Below are 17,307 nucleotides of genomic sequence, written 5' to 3'. Positions count from 1 at the left end.
CTTGTCTTCTTCGTCTTGGTAAAATGGATGGTTGCTATCGGGGTAATCATTCCGCGGCCTCCGGCTTGCGGCCATGGGCGAGCGGGTCTTGCGCAAATCGCATGGTCACTGTGGTGCCGCCACCTTGCGCGGGGGTGAACGTCATCTCCCCGCCATGTTCCTCGATGATCTTGTTGACGATCGCCAGACCCAGCCCGGTCCCTTTCTCACGCGTCGTGACATAAGGCTCGATGATGCGCTCGCGGTCCTGCGAGAGGCCGATGCCATTGTCGACGATGCGCACCAGGATCGAATCGCCCTGCCCGGTGACCTCCACCCCGATGGCGCCGCGATAGCCCTCGTCAGCCTCCTTGGCCCCGACCTCCTTGGCTTTGGCCTCGATCGCCTCCACGGCGTTCTTGAGCACGTTGGTCATGGCCTGGCCGAACTGGTGCCGGTCGCAATCGATGATCGGAACACCGGGATCGCTGGCGAAGCTGAAAGTAATGTCGGGCCGGGCGACTTCCTGCAGGAACAGCGCCTGGCGGGTAAGCGCAACGGGGTCCTCGGCGCGGAATATCGGCTTGGGCAGGCGCGCGAAGGAGGAAAACTCGTCGACCATCTTCCGCAGGTCTCCCACCTGGCGGATGATGGTGCGCGTAAGATCCTCGAACAGCTCGGGGTCCTGGGTGATCTGCTTGCGGTAGCGCCGGCTGAGCCGCTCGGTGGCCAGCTGGATCGGGGTCAGCGGGTTCTTGATCTCATGGGCGATGCGCCGGGCCACGTCCGACCAGGCGGCGGTGCGCTGGTCCAGCAGCTGGCGCGTGATATCCTCGAAGGTGATGACGTGCCCGGTGGCGTCACGGCTGGCCTTGACCGCGAGCGTCAGCAGCTCGCCGCCCCGGTTGTACTGGACCAGCCCCGCCGACGTGCCCTGCTCCACCATGGCGGCGATCGGGGCAGCGAATTCGCTTATCGTCAGTTCCTCCGGAAGCGTGCCGTCACGATCGGTCAGCAGCTTCTGGGCGGTGCTGTTCATGAGCAGGATCTTGCCGCTTTCATCCAGCGAAATGATGCCCGAAGTGACCGATTCGAGCACCGCCTCGATGAACAGGCGCCGCTCGTGAAGCTGGCGATTGGCGCCCAGCAGTGCCTGGGTCTGCTTGTCGATCTGCGCCGTCATGCGGTTGAAGGCGCGGTTGAGCAGGCCGATCTCGTCCGCGCCGGTGCGCCCTTCGATGCGCAGCGCGTAATTGCCCGCGCCGACCCGCCGCGCCGCGTCGACCAGTTCGTAGAGCGGCTTGACCTGGCGATCGGCGAAGCGCAGCGCGAACCAGACCGCGAGGCCCACCAGCGCCAGCGAGGCGACGAACAGCGCGACGTTGAAGCGCAGCTGCAAGACCCGGGCCCGGTTGGTCAGCACCTCGTAGGCCTGGACGATGTTCTCCGCGCTCTGGCCCTGGCTGAGCGAAAGCAGGTCGTTGCTGCGCGCCACCAGGAGGTAGATGCCCGAGGAACGCTCGATCGGGGCGGCGGCGACGATGCGGTTGTCACGCGAAGTCACGTCATAAGGCTCGCCCTTGTCGAGCCGCGCCAGGACGTCCTCGCCGATCCGGTTGTTTTCGGACTTGCCGTCCGGATCGACGATGATCGGCGTGCGCTGGCTGCCGTTGGCGTCGATCTGGATGATCGCGGCCACGCTCAGGTTCCGGCGCAGCACCTGGTCGGCTAGGAAAGCCTGGAACTCCCGGCTGGCGACTGGATATTCGCCAAGCCAGGTGCGCGAATCCTCGGCCATGGCGACCGATTCGTAGCCCACGTCGCGCAAGGTCTGCTCGTAATAACCCCGCGCCAGCTTGTTGGCGTTCTCCAGCAGCCCGCGCGAGCTGTCGGAAAACCAGAACTCGACGCCCGATTGGAACAGCCAGGACGCGAAGACCACCACCAGCAGGGTCGGGATCGCGGAAATCAGCGAAAAGATGAAGACCAGGCGCACATGCATCCGCCCGGTTCCGCCGATGTTCTCCGCGGCCCGGCGCAGCGCCATGCGCCGGCCCAACAGGACCAGGATCGCCATGGCCGGCACCAGCGTGCCGATCAGCAATGTCGCCGTGAGGTTGGACGGCAACAGTTCGCGCTTGTCGGCGCCGCTGTTCAGCGCCACCCAGGTCGTGGCCGTCATCAGCAGGAAGGCCAGGATCGAAAGCACTTCCATGACGGCGAAGAAGTTCGCCCGGCGCGCTGCCACCTGCATGCGCCGCCACCAGCGCGGCCAGGCGCGCTTCCGGGTCGGTACTTCCGTCATCGTGGCCGCGTTACAACAGCACTGTTGCCGGCTTGCAAGAGGGGATTCCACGAAACCATGGTCACGGTCGACGAGCGAATTCCTCCGGGTCCAGCGCCAGTTCGCTCAGGCGCTTGCGCAAGGTGTTGCGATTGATGCCCAGCGCCTGCGCGGCGCGCAACTGGTTGCCGCCGGTCTCCCGCAGCACTTCGGCGAACAGCGGGCGCTCGAACGCAGCCATGGCGCTGTCGTAGATGGTGCCGTTGGCGGGGCGTGCGACCGCGAGCCACTGCGAGACGGCGTTGGCGATATCGCCTCCCTCGCCCTGGAACGCCACCTGCGCGCCGGCCGGCTCCTGCGCCAGCAGCGGCAGGATGCTGTCCACGTCGATCGTATCCTCGCGGGCGAGCAGCGCCATGCGGTAGACGAAGTTCTTGAGTTCACGCACGTTTCCGCGCCAGGTCTGGCGGCTCAGCAGTTCAGCCGCCTCCTGCGTGAGCTGGCGGCGCGGCAGGCCCTCATTGGCGGCGTGCTGGAGGAAGTGGCGGGCCAGCACCTCGATGTCGTCGCTGCGGTCGCGCAAGGGCGGCATGTGGATCGGCACGACATTGAGCCGATAGTAGAGATCCTCGCGGAAACGGCCGGCGGCGATCTCGGGTTCCAGATCCTTGTTGGTCGCCGCGATGATCCTGGTATCGAGCCGGATCTCCTCGCGCCCGCCGACCCGGCGCACGGTGCCCGATTGCAGGGCGCGCAGCAGCCGTGTCTGGGCCTGCATCGGCATGTCGCCGATCTCGTCGAGGAACAGCGTTCCGCCCGCCGCCTGTTCAAACTTGCCGACATGGCGCGCGACCGCACCGGTAAACGCGCCCTTCTCGTGGCCGAACAGTTCGCTCTCGATCAGTTCGGCGGGGATCGCGGCGGTGTTGACGGCGATGAACGGGCCGTTCCTGCGATTCCCGAGGTTGTGGACGGCTTCAGCGACCAGTTCCTTGCCGGTGCCCGATTCGCCCAGGATCAACACGGTCAGGTCGTTGCGCAGGACGCGGGTAATCATGCGGAACACGGACTGCATCGCCGGGCTGCGGCCGACCAGCGGAAGCCCGCCGCCCAGCGGTTCGTCGTGGCGCGGGGCGCTTCCCTGCCCGGTTCCGGCAGCCTGCCGCACGGTGCGGGCAAGTTCGTCGATGTCGAAGGGCTTGGGGAAATACTCGAAGGCACCGGTGTCGGTCGCGCGAACCGCGGTATCGAGCGTGTTCTGCGCCGAAAGGATCACGATCGGCATTTCCGGATGCAACGCGCGCACCCGGTCTATCGTCTCGATGCCATCGCCGTCGGGCAGCATGACGTCGGTCACCAGCGCCTGGAAGCAGCCTTCCGCCAACAGGCGGTCGCGCTCGGCGATGGTCTGGCAATGCGCCACCGAAAAGCCCTCGTCTTCGAGCGCGGCGGTGATGACGATGGCGATCGAGATGTCGTCCTCGACGAGCAGAACGCTCATGGTGCCGGCTTCCTCCTCACTCCCCTTCCCCGGGTCTCGCGCGCGAGCGGCAGGTGGATGCGGAAGTGGGTAAGCCGCGCTTCCTCATCCCGCTCGTGCGTAATGCGTCCGTTCATGTCGCGCACCAGCTTGCGCACCAGCGGCAGGCCCAGGCCCTGCCCCGACTTCTTGGTGGTGACGAAGGGTTCGAAGATATGATCGCGCATGGCCGGATCGACACCGGGACCGTTGTCGCTGACGCGCAGCTCCACCGGCAGCCGCAACGGCGCACCGGAATCCGTGGTGTGCAGTTGCAGGCCGCTGGCAAAGCGGGTGCGGATCGTCACGCGCGGCTCGGCCGCGTCCTGGCTCGCCTCGGTGGCGTTCGACAGCAGGTTGATGATGACCTGGACCAGCCCGTCCAGGCTGCCGAGAACCGGCGGCAGCGAGGGATCGAACTCCTCCACCAGCCGACAGCGGCGCGCGCCGCCCCTGCCGTCCTCGGCATTGGCCGCCTCGATCACGTCGATGGCGCGGCGCGCAGCCTCGTGCAGGTTGCACGGTCCCACCGGAGGCGCGGTACGGCCGCTCAGCTTCTGCATCCGCTCGATCAGGTTGGCGATGCGGTCGACCTCGGAGGTGATGAGATCGGTCAGGGCCCGGTCCCGCTCGTCCACCTTGCGCGCGAGCAGCTGGGCGGCGCCGCGAATGCCGGCGAGCGGGTTCTTGATCTCGTGGGCCATGATCTCCGGCCCGCGCAGCACGGCATTGTCGGCCCCGCCCGAATCGTCGCCGAGTGCCTCGGTCGCGCTGTTGTCGTGGATCGTCAGCACCTGCCAACCGGTGGTATCGGCGACCGGCGCGATGTTGATATCGATCCGCCGCACCCCCCTGCCCTTCAGCGCGACAACAACTTCGCGCGCGGATACCGGCGTCTCATAGTCATTCAGTCGCTCCAGCAGGCGCTGGTCGGGAAACGAGACCACGTCGGCCAGGTGGCTGCCTACCAGGCGGCGCAGCGACTGGCCGAAGAACTGCTCGGCCGCCGGGTTCAGCGAGGCAATCGTCAGTCCCGGCTCGAGCAGGATGACGGCATGCGGAAGGCTGGAAAGCAGCCGGTTGGCTTCAGGGAGAGCTGTCGGCGTCGCGAGGCTCATGCGGCTCGGCGTTGTCCACCGGTGGACCGATAGGGTGCGTAGAACTCCGCCAGGGCGCGCAGGACTTCGTCGGGATCGTCGATGAAGTTCGCCCGGTTGCGAAACTCGGCCGAACCCTTGAGGCCCTTGACGTACCAGCCCAGATGCTTGCGCGCCATCTTCACGCCGGTGTCGCGCCCGTAGTGGGCCAGCATGGCCTCGTAGTGCTCGCGAATGATCTCGTACTGCTCGCCGAAGCCGGGCTCGGCCATTACGCCACCGCCGCGCCACCACTGCATGACTTGCGCGAGGATCCACGGCTTGCCGTAGGCCCCGCGCCCGATCATCACCCCGTCCGCGCCCGATTGTTCGAGCGCCCTGGCGGCATCCTCGATACCGCAGATGTCGCCATTGACGATGACCGGGATCGAGACCGCATGCTTGACCTTGCGGACAAAGCCCCAGTCGGCCTCGCCCTTGTACATCTGGTTGCGGGTGCGGCCGTGGACGGTAATCATGCGCGCGCCCAGATCCTCCGCAATGCGCGCGAGTTCGGGCGCGTTGAGGCTGTCATGGCACCAGCCCATGCGCATCTTGACGGTGACGGGCACGTTGACCGCCTTCACCGTCGCTTCGATCAGCCGCGTCGCCAGCGGCAGGTCGCGCATCAGTGCCGAGCCGGCATCGCCGTTGACGACCTTGCGGACCGGACAGCCCATGTTGATGTCGATGATCGCCGCGCCGCGATCCTCGACCAGCTTCGCCGCCTCGGCCATCTGCGCGGGCTCGCAGCCGACCAGCTGCATCGAGACCGGATCCTCCATCCGGTCCCACATCGCCTTCTGGATCGACACCCGCGTCTCGCGGATCGCGGCGGGGCTGGCGATCATCTCGGTAACATTGAGCCCCGAACCGAAGCCGCGCACCATCTTGCGGAACGGCAGGTCCGATACCCCCGTCATCGGCGCGAGCACGACCGGGCAATCGATCGTCACGGGACCGACATGAATGGGCTTGAGCGCAGGAGGGGTCGGCAATGGGGTCATATTCTGTGCAATGCCGCCTAAAAAACAGGCAGCGCATAGTGGATTGCCCTCGCCCCGGCAAGCGATTACCGGCGGCGATAATGTCGCGGATCGTATCAGAACAGGAGCCGGGCGGGCGGGACGCGCGCAAGGTGGCGGCCGTGGTGGTCGCCGCGGGTCAAGGGCTGCGGGCCGGCCAGCCCCTGCCCAAGCAGTTCGCGATCTGGCGAGGGAAACCGGTGGTCAGGCACTCCGTGGAGGCCCTTGCCGCGGCGGGGGTTTCGCCGATCCTGGTGGTTATTCCGCAGGGGGCGGGCAGCGTGGCCCGCGAAAGCTTGCGCGATGTCCCTGGTGTCAAGTTTACCGACGGCGGCGGGACACGGCAGGAGTCGGTCCGGCTCGGGCTGGAGGTGCTGGCCGGGGCGGATCCCGATCTGGTGCTGATCCACGACGCCGCGCGGCCGCTTCTTCCCGCCGCCGTCATCGACCGCGTGCTGGCGGCGCTGGTCCATCACAAGGGCGCGATCCCGGTCCTGTCCGTGGTGGACAGCCTTGCCCATGCCGAGCATGGCGTGCGGGGCGAAGTGATGGGCGCGGCGGCGCGGCGCGAGGATTTGCGCCGGGTACAGACCCCCCAGGCCTTCCGCTTCGCCGATATTCTCGCGGCCCATCGCGGCTGGAACGGCCCGACGACGGCCGGCGACGATGCGCGGGTGGCGCAGGCCTGGGGCCTGGAAGTCGCCATGGTCGAAGGGGACGAAGCGTTGCACAAGCTTACTTTCGCGGCGGACTTCGCCGCGCCCGGTCCCGCTGTCCGGGTCGGGACAGGCTATGATGTCCACCGGTTGGCCGCGGGTAAAGAACTATGGCTGTGCGGGGTAGCGATCGACCATGACCAGGGTCTGGCAGGACACAGCGACGCCGACGTCGCGATTCACGCCCTGGTCGATGCCCTGCTCGGCGCGATCGGCGCCGGCGATATCGGCCAGCACTTCCCGCCCGGCGATCCGCAGTGGAAAAGCGCCGCCTCGCACCGGTTCCTGTCCCACGCCGGCGCCCTCGTGCGCGAGGCCGGGTATGTGCTGGGCAACGCCGACGTTACGATCATCTGCGAAGCGCCGAAGATCGGCCCGCACCGGGAAGCGATGCGGGCACGGCTGGCGGAAATCCTGGGCGTTGACATCGCCGAGATCAGCGTCAAGGCAACCACTACGGAGAAGCTGGGTTTTACCGGTCGTGGCGAAGGCATTGCCGCCCAGGCCATAGTCAGCCTCTCCAAAGCTTAGGAACATGCACATGCAAGGATTTGCGAGAGCCATCGGCCCCGTGTTGGCCCCTATGTTGGCCCCCATGTTGACCAGCGTGCTGGCGATCGCGCCCGGCATTACCTGGGCGGCCGAGCCGGTCTGCCTGACCAGGACCGAAGCCACCTCGCTGATCGCCTATGCCCTGCCGCAAGCGATCAGCGGCACTGCCAAGCGCTGCTCCGCCGCACTTCCCGCCGACGCCTTCCTGCGCCGCCACGGCGGAGAACTGGCGGCCCGCTATGCCGGGCAGAAGGACAAGTATTGGCCCCAGGCCAAGCCCGCATTCATGAAGACGCTGGGCGCCAATGGCGGCGATGCCTCCGGGCTTTCCCGGAACCTGCCCGACGATTCCATGCGCCAGCTGGCCGATGTCTTCGTCGAAGGTTTCGTTTCGCAGCGGATCGCGCTCAAGTCCTGCGACAAGCTGGACCTGGCGATCGACCTGCTTTCCCCCCTGCCGCCCGAGAACACCGCCGGCCTGATCGCGCTGACCATGGAAGTCGCGAGCAATGCCGAGCCGAAGGTGGGCCATATCACGCTCTGCAAGGGCTGAATTCCGCTAGGACCGACATGGCCGAAACACTGCATTTTCCGAAGGACCTCGTCGCGCTCGCCGAACGGGTGATCGCCGAGAACAAGGCTGCCGGCCGCACCGTGGCGGTGGCGGAAAGCTGCACCGGCGGCCTCGTCTGCGCCGCGCTGACCGAAATCCCCGGCTCGTCCGCCGTGCTCGATCGCGGGTTCGTGACTTATTCCAATGAAGCCAAGCAGGAACTGCTGGGCGTCCAGTCCGATATCATCGAGGCGTTCGGCGCCGTTTCCCCCGCCACCGCCTGGGCCATGGCCCAAGGCGCGATCAAACACAGCAACGCCGACGTGGCGGTCGCCGTCAGCGGGATCGCCGGGCCCGATGGCGGAACCGCGATGAAGCCGGTGGGCACCGTCGTCTTCGCGCTCGCCATTCGCGACGACGACGAAGTCAACGCCGAGCAGAAGCTGATCGAAGGCGCCACCCGCTCCGAGATCCGCCACCAGGCAGCGATCGTCGCGCTGGAGATGCTGCTTCCCTGAAGCGGGGCGGCAATGGAGCGACGCGGAATTTCGGAACGAGGCAGTTCCCGTCACCCCGCCCCCGGATGACACATCCTTGCAGAAAATCTCTTTTATACTAATATCTTATGGCGTTAAGTCACATTTTGTAACTTTGCAACGAGACTCTTAGTTACCTTTTGTTCCTTAAGTTACATAAAGTAACCTAGCGCCTCACGTCCGCTGGGAAACCCCGTAGAGCTCGGCCGCACGCACTTCGAAAGCCGCGACCATCTTGCGAAAGGCCTTGTCGAAATACTGCCCCGCCAGCTTCTCGAACAAGGCATTGCGGAACGAGAATCGCACGTCGAATTCAACGTCGCAAGACGTGTCGCTCACCGGGTGGAACACCCAGCGATTGTCGAGATCGCGCATCGGCCCGTCCACGTAGTGAACGCGAATCTCGTTGGGGCGATCCTTTTCCACGCGCGAGGTGAACTTCTCGCGCAGCGCCTTGAAGCCGACGAGCATGTCGGCGATCATTTCGCTGCCGTTGTCCGACTTGATCCGGGTCGCCACCACCCAGGGAAGGAACTCCTGGTAGCGGCCGACATCGGCGACAAGATCGAACATTTGCTCGGCGCTGTATGGCAACCGGTGGACTTCGTGGATTCCCGCCACGTTCAGCCCTTTTCCGGCATCGCGCCGGACACTTGCTGTACACCGGTGGACATCAACGCTGTCCCCCGGTCGACCGCGACTGCCCTTCCTGAGCCAGCCGCAGCGCGCGGGCGGCGCGCATCTGGGCGAAATCCTCCCCGGCGTGGTAGCTCGAACGCGTCAGCGGCGAGGCGGCGACTTGCAGGAAGCCCTTCGCCCGGGCGATCGCGCCATAGGCCGCGAAAGCCTGCGGGGTGACGAATTCCTTGACCTCGGCATGCCGCGGGGTCGGGCGCAAGTACTGGCCCATGGTCAGGAAATCGATGTCGGCGCAGCGCATGTCGTCCATGACCTGGTGGATTTCGAGCCGTTCCTCGCCCAGGCCCAGCATCACGCCCGACTTGGTGAAAATCGAGGGATCGTGGCGCTTTACCTCCTCCAGCAGGCGCAGCGAGGCGTAGTAGCGCGCGCCGGGGCGGATTGTCGGATAGAGCCGCGGCACGGTTTCCAGGTTGTGGTTGTACACGTCCGGCCGCGCGGCGACGATCGCCTCGATCGCCGGGCGCATCTTGCCGCGAAAGTCGGGCGTCAGGATCTCGATGGTCGTCGAGGGGGTGTTCCTGCGCAGTTCCTCGATCACCTTGACGAACTGGCCGGCGCCGCCGTCGGGCAGGTCGTCGCGATCGACCGAAGTGATGACGATGTGCTCCAGCCCCAGCTTGGCCGCCGCCTCGGCGACGTGGGCGGGCTCATCGGCATCGACGCGGCCGGGCATCCCGGTCTTGACGTTGCAGAAGGCGCAGGCGCGCGTGCAGGTGTCCCCCAGGATCATCACCGTCGCGTGCTTCTTGGTCCAGCATTCGCCGATATTCGGGCAAGCGGCCTCCTCGCACACGGTATTGAGCTTGAGATCGCGCATCAACTGGCGGGTTTCGCCGTAACCCTTGGAAGTGGGCGCCTTGACGCGGATCCAGTCCGGCTTGCGCTGGCGTTCGGGCTTCGGCCCGGGGCTGGGGACGGAGGAGAGATCGTTCATCGGGCCCAGATAGTCACTTGGCTGCGCCCTTGCCAGCCCGAATATCCGGGCTAAGGGGTGCTTGCACAGTCTCCAGGGAGCCCCCCATGCCCTCACCCGTGTCCGACGCCAGCAGCGGCCCACTCCAGCACCTCCTCGAAGGCTATCGGCGCTTTCGCGACACGGGCTGGACACCGCACCGCGCACGCTGGGCGCGCCTGGGCGAGGGACAGCAGCCGGAGGTGATGATTATCGCCTGTTCCGACAGCCGCGTCGATCCGACGCAGATCTTCGATGTCGATCCCGGCGAAATGTTCGTGGTGCGCAACGTCGCCGCCCTCGTCCCGCCGTTCGAGACGGCGCCGGGCCATCACGGCGTATCCGCGGCACTGGAATTCGCGGTGCAAGTGCTCAAGGTGAAGGAAATCGTGGTCATGGGCCACGGCATGTGCGGCGGCTGCAAGGCGGCGCTGACGCAGGAGCTTCACGGCACGGAGCCGGGCGAAGGCGGCTTCATCGCCGACTGGATCGCCTTGCTGGACGAGGCGCGCCAGCCCGTCGCCGAAGAGTTCGGGACCGAAGGCCGATCGGCGGAACGGCAGATGGAACAGGCGGCCGTCAAGGTAAGCCTCGACAACCTGATGACTTTCCCCTGCATCCGCCGCAAGGTGCGCGACGGGGATTTGCGCCTGCGCGGCGCGTTCTTCGCGATATCGGACGGTATCCTGCACCTGATGGACGAGAAGACGCGCGTGTTCGCCCCGGTCACCTGAGGCCGGTGACCCTGGGACAAATCCAATGTCCAGCGGTGGACATCAGGCAGGAATCTCAAACGACATGAGAACCGTTCGCCCGAGCGAGGTTTCGCCTTCCGCTCTGGCACTTGTTCACACGGTCCTCCCCGGAACGGGGAGGACCGTGGTATGGCTTGTTCGATTCGAGACTCTTTGCGCCGATTACGCTCAGTTCGCCGCCGCCGGCGCGGTCTTGCCCTTGACGTAGGCGCTCCACATCTTCGCGACCACGACGCGCGGGCCGGTTACTTTCGCGAAACTCGTCTCGGCATCGGCGTACTTGCCCTGCAGGACTTGCGTCATGCCCAGACGCAGCGCAACCTTCGCGGTGTCCACGCCCGGCATGCCGAGCGCCTTGGCATAAAACGTCTCGGCCTTGGCGGGATCGTCGTAGCTGAGGAACACGTCGCCGGCACCCGTCACGACGCCGACGGTCGCATTCGCCTTCATCGCGTCGTTCGCGGTCGAGGGCAGCGTCGCCTTGTCGGCACCGACGCGCGCGGAGGTGTTCGTCTTGTCGGCGGCGATTTCGGTGGCCGTCAGCTTGCCCTTGGCAAGGCCGTCGTTGATGATCTTGAGCGCTTCGCCCGGATAGGCGCGCGGATCGACATCCTCCAGGTACAGGAAGTAGTCGCGCTTTTCCGTCATCGCATTGGCCAGGTACTTCAGGCGCATCAGGTCGATATCCTGCTCGCGCGGCAGCGCGGCCAGTTCGCCCACGACGGAAATCGCGATGTTCCAGGTATTGGGATAGTACTGGCCCAGCATGGCCGCATATTCGACCGACGGACCAAGCTGCTTGGCAGCATAGGTCTGCTGCAGCAGGTTGCGCAGCGAGGCCTCGCTGGGAGCCACGCCCCTGGCCTGGGCCGCGGCGACATCGTCCTTGGCCATCTGGAGAACGGCGTCGGCATTGCCGCTGCGCTTGTAGGCATCGGCCAGGATCAGATCGAGCTGGCCGTTGGGATCGCGGTAGCCGGCATCCTTCGAGGCTTTCAGGTACTTGGCGGAACCCACATAGTCCTTGAGCTGATAGGCGGTGACGCCGGCATCGTAATTCATCGGACCGACCGAATCCGCCGCCAGCTTGCCACTTTCGAGCATCAGCACGGTGCCGCGCTGCTTAAACGCCATATCCTGCCCCAGGATGCCGTAGTTGCGCATCATCGATCCCAGCGCGTGCTTGTCGTCAGGCGTCGTCGCGGTCGGCACGGCGGCCTCGAAGGCGGCCTTTCCGTCACCGCCCAGCGCGGCATCGATCTGCGCCTTGACGGCGGGATATTCGGCAGGACCGGCTCCAGCGGGCATTTTCGAGGTGGCATCGGTCATCGCCTTCTCGATCGGCGCCGCCGCCTTGCGGAAGGCGTCGGAAAAATCGGCGACGGGGGCCTTTTCCTTCTCCTTCTTCGCCGCCATCGCAGGCGGAGCGAGGGCAACCGTCAGGCCGCTCGAAAGGGCGACCGCAAGAGCGATACGGGAAACCAGGAATTTGCGAGCCATCAAGGCCACTCCTCTACAGACAACAGCATGCCCTGCCCGAAAGCGGGAATCCGGAACAGACCGGTGCCGGTAGTGGCGGCGAATTGACCACTTGGCAACCTCACCGCCCGGTTAGTCACGCGCCACTGAACGCTGATTGAATGCAATTCATCGCAGCGGTTCAGCTTGCCCGACGCCCGGCAGGCGCGCCTTATCCCGCTCTTTTCCGTTAAGTGTGGAAAACGCCGCGCGGTTGCGCCTCCGGCGATGCGAGCGTGGGTGGCATTCGCTTCGCGCTTGCCCTAGGGCGGTTCTCCACCCTTCCCTTCAGCAAGCAGCGACGTAACCCGCGTGAGCGACGACAGCGACAATAACGAGCACACCGGCCCCGAAGGCGAGTACACCCGCGTCGACATCGTCGACGAGATGAAGACGAGCTATCTCGACTACGCGATGAGCGTGATCGTCAGCCGCGCGCTGCCCGACGTGCGCGACGGTCTCAAGCCAGTCCATCGCCGCATTCTCTTCGCCAGCCAGGAAGGCGGCTTCGTCGCCGGCCGCCCCTATCGCAAGTCCGCCAAGATCGTCGGCGACGTCATGGGTAACTACCACCCGCACGGCGACACGGCGATCTACGACGCGCTCGCCCGCATGACCCAGCCCTGGTCGATGCGCCTGCCGCTGGTGGACGGCCAGGGCAACTTCGGCTCGATGGACCCCGATCCGCCGGCCTCGATGCGCTATACCGAGGCGCGCCTGGCCCGCGTCGCCAACTTTTTGCTCGACGATCTCGACAAGGATACCGTCGATTTCGTCGAGAACTACGACGGTTCGCGGCGGGAGCCCACCGTCCTGCCCGCCGGCTTCCCCAACCTGCTGGTCAACGGCGCGGGCGGCATCGCGGTGGGCATGGCGACCAACATCCCGCCGCACAACCTGGGCGAAGTGATCGACGGCTGCTTCGCGATGATGGACAATCCGGGGATAACCTCGGAAGAACTGTTCGAGATCATTCCGGGGCCGGACTTCCCGACCGCCCCGCTGATCCTGGGTTCGAGCGGCGCGCGCGCGGCCTATACCACCGGGCGCGGCTCGATCGTCCAGCGCTGCCGCCACGTGATCGAGGAAGGCCGGGGAGATCGCCGCTCGATCGTGCTGACCAGCATTCCCTACCAGACCGGCAAGTCCGGCCTGGTCGAGAAGATCGCCGAAGCCGCCAAGGACAAGCGGATCGAGGGCGTGTCCGACATCCGCGACGAATCCAACCGCGAAGGCGTGCGGATGGTCATCGAGCTGAAGCGCGATGCCTCGCCCGAAGTCGTGCTCAACCAGCTCTGGCGCAATACCCCGGCACAGTCGAACTTCCCCGCCAACATGCTGGCGATCCGGGGTGGCCGACCGGAAATCCTGTCGCTGCGGGACATCATCCAGTCCTTCATCCAGTTCCGCGAGCAGGTCATCACCCGCCGCGTCAAGTTCGAGCTGAACAAGGCGCGCGACCGGGCGCATATCTTGCTGGGCCTGGTCGTCGCGGTCTCGAACATGGACGAGGTCGTGGCGATGATCCGGGGCTCGGCGAACCCGGCCGACGCGCGCGCCAAGCTGCTCGCCAAGGAATGGCCGATCGGCGATATCGCGCCCTACATCCGCCTGGTCGAGGCGATCGAGCCCAGCGTGGAGGAGACCGGCGGCAGCTACCGCCTGTCCGAGGCGCAAGTGAGGGCCATCCTGGACTTGCGCCTGCATCGCCTGACCGCGCTGGGGCGTGACGAGATCGGCGACGAGCTCAAGCAACTGGCCTCCGCGATCGAGGAATTCCTCGCGATCCTGGCCGACCGGGTGAAGCTCTACGCGGTCATGCGCGAGGAGCTTCAGGCGGTGCGCGACGCCTATGCCACGCCGCGCGTGTCCGAGATAACCGCCGCTTTCGACGGGATCGAGGACGAGGACCTGATCGAGCGCGAGGACATGGTGGTGACGGTCACCATGGACGGCTACATCAAGCGCACCGCGCTCTCCACCTTCCGCGCCCAGAACCGCGGCGGCAAGGGCCGGGCCGGCATGGCGACCAAGGAAGAGGATGCGGTGACGACGATGTTCGTCACGTCCACCCACAATCCGGTGCTGTTCTTCTCCACCGCCGGCAAAGTCTATCGCCTCAAGGTCTACAAGCTGCCCGAGGGCGGCCCGACCACGCGCGGCCGGCCGATCGTCAACCTGCTGCCCGCGCTGGAAAAGGACGAGACGATCCAGACCGTGCTCGCCCTGCCCGAGGACGAGGCCGAGTGGAGCAAGCTCTCGGTGGTGTTCGCCACCGCCCGGGGCAACGTGCGCCGCAACGCCATGGATGCCTTCGCGAACGTTCCGAGCAACGGCAAGTTCGCGATGCGCTTCGATGAAGGCTCGGACGATCGGCTGATCGGGGTGGCCCTGCTCGAGCCTTCGGACGATGTCCTGCTGGCCAGCCGCCAGGGCAAGGCGATCCGCTTCGCCGGCGACGACGTGCGCGAATTCACCAGCCGCACCTCCACCGGCGTGCGCGGCATGGCGCTGAAGGGCGACGACGAAGTGATCTCGCTGTCGATCCTCCACCGCGTCGGCACCACTTCGGAAGAACGCGAGGAATACCTCAGGTTCGCCCCGTGGAAGGGCGAGAAGGAAGGCGAATCCTCGCTCAGCGCCGAGCGCATGGCGGAACTGTCCGCGCGCGAGCAGTTCATCCTCACCGTCTGCGCCAACGGCTACGGCAAGCTTTCCTCCGCCTACGAGTACCGCCGCACCGGCCGTGGCGGACAGGGCATCACCAATATCGACAACATCGCCCGCAACGGCCCGGTGGTGGCGAGCTTCCCCGCCGCCCAGGCGCAGCAGCTGATGCTGGTGACCGACCAGGCCAAGCTGATCCGCCTGCCGCTCGAATCGCTGCGCGTGATCGGCCGCGGCTCGGCGGGCGTGCGGCTGTTCAACGTTTCCAACGACGAGCATGTGGTCAGCGCGGTCAGGCTCGACGAGGAGGCCGGGGAGGAAGCCGGAGAAGGCTCCGTGGATTTGCCCGGCGCTCCGGAAGGTGAGGCGTGAGCGATACCGTCGCGTACAAGATCCTGACCGGGCCGCAGCTGGAAGAGCTGGTCGCGGCAGGGATTTTCGCGGGCGCCCCGGTGGACATCGCGGATGGCTACATCCATATGTCCACCGCAGGACAAGCGCAGGAAACCTTGGAAAAGCACTTCGCCGGGCAGGCTGACCTGCACATCGCCGCCGTCGACCTGGCGGCGCTGGGCGATGCGGTGAAGTGGGAAGTCTCGCGCGGCGGAGCACTGTTTCCGCACATCTACGCGCCGCTGCCGCTCTCCGCCGTAGTCGCCCATGGGCCCGTCGAAACCGACGCGGACGGCGCGCTGCGGCTGCCGGACCAGCGGGGCCAAGCCGGGTAGAGACGGCACCCAACGGGGGTCCGGAAGGTACACAAGTCGGCACAAGCGGCATCCCCCGCCACGACGCTGCCTCTTCCCCGCATGCGCCAGACAAGCTAGGCCCAGCATCCCATGAAGCATGACGTTCACATCATCGGCGGCGGTCTCGCCGGCAGCGAGGCGGCTTGGCAGCTTGGCCGGCGCGGCTTCACGGTGCGGCTTTCGGAAATGCGCGGCACCGGCGAGCGGAGCCCCGCGCACCAGACCGACGCGCTGGCCGAGCTGGTCTGTTCCAACTCCTTCCGCTCGGACGACGACGAGAAGAACGCGGTCGGCCTGCTCCATCACGAGATGCGCCGCTGCGATTCGCTCATCATGGCCGCCGCCGCCAGGGCGCAAGTGCCGGCCGGCTCGGCCCTGGCGGTCGACCGCGACGTGTTTTCCGCCGAGGTCGAGGCACGCCTTTCGGCCCTGCCGGCAATCGAGATCGTGCGCGAGCGGATCGATGTGCTGCCCGAAAGCGGCCTTACCATCGTCGCCACCGGCCCGCTGACCGCCGAAGCCCTGGCCGGATCGATCGGCCGGGCGACAGGCGCGGATTCGCTGGCTTTCTTCGATGCCATCGCTCCGATTGTCCACCGCGAGACAATCGACATGGACATCTGCTGGATGGCCTCCCGCTGGGACAAGCCTTCGAAACTGGGGGGCGAATCCAAGGATTACATCAACTGCCCGATGGGCAAGGAGCAGTACCTTGCCTTCCACGCGGGCCTGATCGCCGGCGAGAAGACCGCATTCAAGGAATGGGAAGCCAATACCCCCTACTTCGACGGCTGCATGCCGATCGAGGTCATGGCGGAGCGCGGCGTCGATACCTTGCGCTTCGGACCGATGAAGCCGGTCGGGCTCGACAATCCGCGCACCGGGCGCTGGCCTCATGCCGTCGTCCAGCTGCGGCAGGACAACAAGCTGGGCACCTTGTGGAACATGGTGGGCTTCCAGACCAAGCTCAAGCACGCCGAACAGGTCCGCCTGTTCCGCACCATTCCCGGACTGGAGCAGGCGGAGTTCGCGCGGCTGGGCGGTCTGCACCGCAACACCTTCCTCAACTCCCCCGTCCTGCTGGACCGCCAGCTGCGCCTCGGGAGCGCGCCGCACGTGCGCTTCGCCGGGCAGATCACCGGCTGCGAGGGTTATGTCGAGAGCGCGGCGGTGGGCCTGATGGCGGGGCTGATGGCGGCGGCCGAACTGGCGGGCCGCGACTGGCGCGCGCCGCCGCGCACCACGGCGCTGGGCGCTCTGCTTTCGCACATCACCGGCGATGCCGAGGCGGAGACCTATCAGCCGATGAACGTCAACTTCGGCCTGTTCCCGCCACTGCCCGAAGTGAAGAAGAAACAGCGCAAGGAAGCTTATACGGCGCGGGCCAAGGAAGACCTGGCCACCTGGCTTCCTGCCATGACCCCGGCCGCCCAGGGCTGAAAATCCATTCCTCCTCCCCTGGTCCTGAGTTCGACAAGAGGCGCTGGAGTGGATACCGTTCGACGGGCTCGGGACGACCCTTCGACAGGCTCAGGGCGAGCGGGCGTTGTCTCGCAACAAACCATTGGAAGTAAGTATCCCCCGGCAGAGCCGGGGGCTTTACGATGTGAGCCGCTCAAAGCGGCTGGTTCAGGTCGCTAACGCGGCCTGACGGTTTGGAACCG

General features: G+C 66.2%; 14 protein-coding genes. 7 read left to right on the top strand and 7 right to left on the bottom strand.

Annotated elements, in window-relative coordinates:
• Positions 1–46 precede the first annotated feature (46 nt).
• The 4 genes from BM052_RS15140 to dusB all read right to left on the bottom strand — a co-directional run bounded on the left by BM052_RS15140 (position 47) and on the right by dusB (position 5,925).
• Positions 47–2,233 (bottom strand): sensor histidine kinase, encoded by a 2,187-nt coding sequence (locus BM052_RS15140; protein WP_091148320.1) that lies wholly within the window; start codon positions 2,231–2,233, stop codon positions 47–49.
• 112 nt (positions 2,234–2,345) lie between these two features.
• Complete coding sequence (gene ntrC, locus BM052_RS15135) at positions 2,346–3,764, bottom strand: nitrogen regulation protein NR(I) (RefSeq protein ID WP_091148262.1); 1,419 nt, start codon at positions 3,762–3,764, stop codon at positions 2,346–2,348.
• On the bottom strand, positions 3,761–4,900 hold the full coding sequence (locus tag BM052_RS15130; protein ID WP_091148258.1) for a two-component system sensor histidine kinase NtrB: 1,140 nt from the start codon (positions 4,898–4,900) through the stop codon (positions 3,761–3,763). Before BM052_RS15130 ends, ntrC begins: the two co-directional genes overlap by 4 nt.
• Positions 4,897–5,925, bottom strand: a complete 1,029-nt coding sequence (gene dusB / locus BM052_RS15125) for a tRNA dihydrouridine synthase DusB (protein ID WP_091148253.1) — start codon at positions 5,923–5,925, stop codon at positions 4,897–4,899. Before dusB ends, BM052_RS15130 begins: the two co-directional genes overlap by 4 nt.
• A gap of 80 nt (positions 5,926–6,005) precedes the next feature.
• Here dusB and BM052_RS15120 point away from each other — a divergent pair, with 80 nt between their 5' ends.
• The 3 genes from BM052_RS15120 (at position 6,006) to BM052_RS15110 (ending at position 8,282) form a co-directional block, all read left to right on the top strand.
• Positions 6,006–7,190 carry a bifunctional 2-C-methyl-D-erythritol 4-phosphate cytidylyltransferase/2-C-methyl-D-erythritol 2,4-cyclodiphosphate synthase gene (locus BM052_RS15120; protein ID WP_091148251.1) on the top strand — a complete coding sequence of 395 codons (1,185 nt, stop codon included), beginning with the start codon at positions 6,006–6,008 and terminating at the stop codon, positions 7,188–7,190.
• 64 nt (positions 7,191–7,254) lie between these two features.
• A complete protein-coding gene (locus BM052_RS15115) occupies positions 7,255–7,764 on the top strand; it encodes a hypothetical protein (protein ID WP_255406179.1) in 510 nt (169 codons plus the stop codon).
• Positions 7,765–7,781: 17 nt separating this feature from the next.
• Positions 7,782–8,282: a CinA family protein gene (locus BM052_RS15110; RefSeq protein WP_091148244.1), complete on the top strand. Its 501-nt coding sequence runs from the start codon at positions 7,782–7,784 to the stop codon at positions 8,280–8,282.
• 192 nt (positions 8,283–8,474) lie between these two features.
• Here BM052_RS15110 and BM052_RS15105 read toward each other — a convergent pair whose 3' ends face one another.
• The gene (locus BM052_RS15105) at positions 8,475–8,921 is read right to left on the bottom strand and encodes a type II toxin-antitoxin system RatA family toxin (protein WP_091148242.1); all 447 of its coding nucleotides are present in this window, start codon (positions 8,919–8,921) and stop codon (positions 8,475–8,477) included.
• Positions 8,922–8,973: 52 nt separating this feature from the next.
• A complete protein-coding gene (lipA, locus tag BM052_RS15100; RefSeq protein ID WP_091148241.1) occupies positions 8,974–9,936 on the bottom strand; it encodes a lipoyl synthase in 963 nt (320 codons plus the stop codon).
• Positions 9,937–10,022: 86 nt separating this feature from the next.
• Here lipA and BM052_RS15095 point away from each other — a divergent pair, with 86 nt between their 5' ends.
• Positions 10,023–10,688: a carbonic anhydrase gene (locus BM052_RS15095; RefSeq protein WP_177198503.1), complete on the top strand. Its 666-nt coding sequence runs from the start codon at positions 10,023–10,025 to the stop codon at positions 10,686–10,688.
• 189 nt (positions 10,689–10,877) lie between these two features.
• On the opposite strand, the gene BM052_RS15090 is transcribed toward BM052_RS15095, so the two are convergent.
• Positions 10,878–12,209, bottom strand: a complete 1,332-nt coding sequence (locus BM052_RS15090; RefSeq protein ID WP_091148237.1) for a hypothetical protein — start codon at positions 12,207–12,209, stop codon at positions 10,878–10,880.
• A 330-nt stretch (positions 12,210–12,539) separates the two neighbouring features.
• Here BM052_RS15090 and gyrA point away from each other — a divergent pair, with 330 nt between their 5' ends.
• From gyrA to trmFO, 3 genes are all read left to right on the top strand, one after another.
• Positions 12,540–15,266 (top strand): DNA gyrase subunit A, encoded by a 2,727-nt coding sequence (gyrA, locus tag BM052_RS15085; RefSeq protein WP_091148236.1) that lies wholly within the window; start codon positions 12,540–12,542, stop codon positions 15,264–15,266.
• On the top strand, positions 15,263–15,622 hold the full coding sequence (locus BM052_RS15080) for a DUF952 domain-containing protein (protein WP_091148235.1): 360 nt from the start codon (positions 15,263–15,265) through the stop codon (positions 15,620–15,622). Before gyrA ends, BM052_RS15080 begins: the two co-directional genes overlap by 4 nt.
• A gap of 111 nt (positions 15,623–15,733) precedes the next feature.
• On the top strand, positions 15,734–17,083 hold the full coding sequence (gene trmFO, locus BM052_RS15075; protein ID WP_091148234.1) for a methylenetetrahydrofolate--tRNA-(uracil(54)-C(5))-methyltransferase (FADH(2)-oxidizing) TrmFO: 1,350 nt from the start codon (positions 15,734–15,736) through the stop codon (positions 17,081–17,083).
• Positions 17,084–17,307 lie beyond the last annotated feature (224 nt).

This window comes from Novosphingobium sp. CF614 (assembly GCF_900113255.1).
Lineage (GTDB): Bacteria > Pseudomonadota > Alphaproteobacteria > Sphingomonadales > Sphingomonadaceae > Novosphingobium.
This window is presented reverse-complemented; position numbering and strand designations above follow the sequence as displayed.

Coding starts and splice junctions, on each gene's coding strand:
- BM052_RS15140 (WP_091148320.1), bottom strand. CDS start 2,233: ATGCAGGTGGCAGCGCGCCGGGCGAACTTCTTCGCCGTCATGGAAGTG.
- ntrC (WP_091148262.1), bottom strand. CDS start 3,764: ATGAGCGTTCTGCTCGTCGAGGACGACATCTCGATCGCCATCGTCATC.
- BM052_RS15130 (WP_091148258.1), bottom strand. CDS start 4,900: ATGAGCCTCGCGACGCCGACAGCTCTCCCTGAAGCCAACCGGCTGCTT.
- dusB (WP_091148253.1), bottom strand. CDS start 5,925: ATGACCCCATTGCCGACCCCTCCTGCGCTCAAGCCCATTCATGTCGGT.
- BM052_RS15120 (WP_091148251.1), top strand. CDS start 6,006: ATGTCGCGGATCGTATCAGAACAGGAGCCGGGCGGGCGGGACGCGCGC.
- BM052_RS15115 (WP_255406179.1), top strand. CDS start 7,255: ATGTTGACCAGCGTGCTGGCGATCGCGCCCGGCATTACCTGGGCGGCC.
- BM052_RS15110 (WP_091148244.1), top strand. CDS start 7,782: ATGGCCGAAACACTGCATTTTCCGAAGGACCTCGTCGCGCTCGCCGAA.
- lipA (WP_091148241.1), bottom strand. CDS start 9,936: ATGAACGATCTCTCCTCCGTCCCCAGCCCCGGGCCGAAGCCCGAACGC.
- BM052_RS15095 (WP_177198503.1), top strand. CDS start 10,023: ATGCCCTCACCCGTGTCCGACGCCAGCAGCGGCCCACTCCAGCACCTC.
- BM052_RS15090 (WP_091148237.1), bottom strand. CDS start 12,209: ATGGCTCGCAAATTCCTGGTTTCCCGTATCGCTCTTGCGGTCGCCCTT.
- trmFO (WP_091148234.1), top strand. CDS start 15,734: ATGAAGCATGACGTTCACATCATCGGCGGCGGTCTCGCCGGCAGCGAG.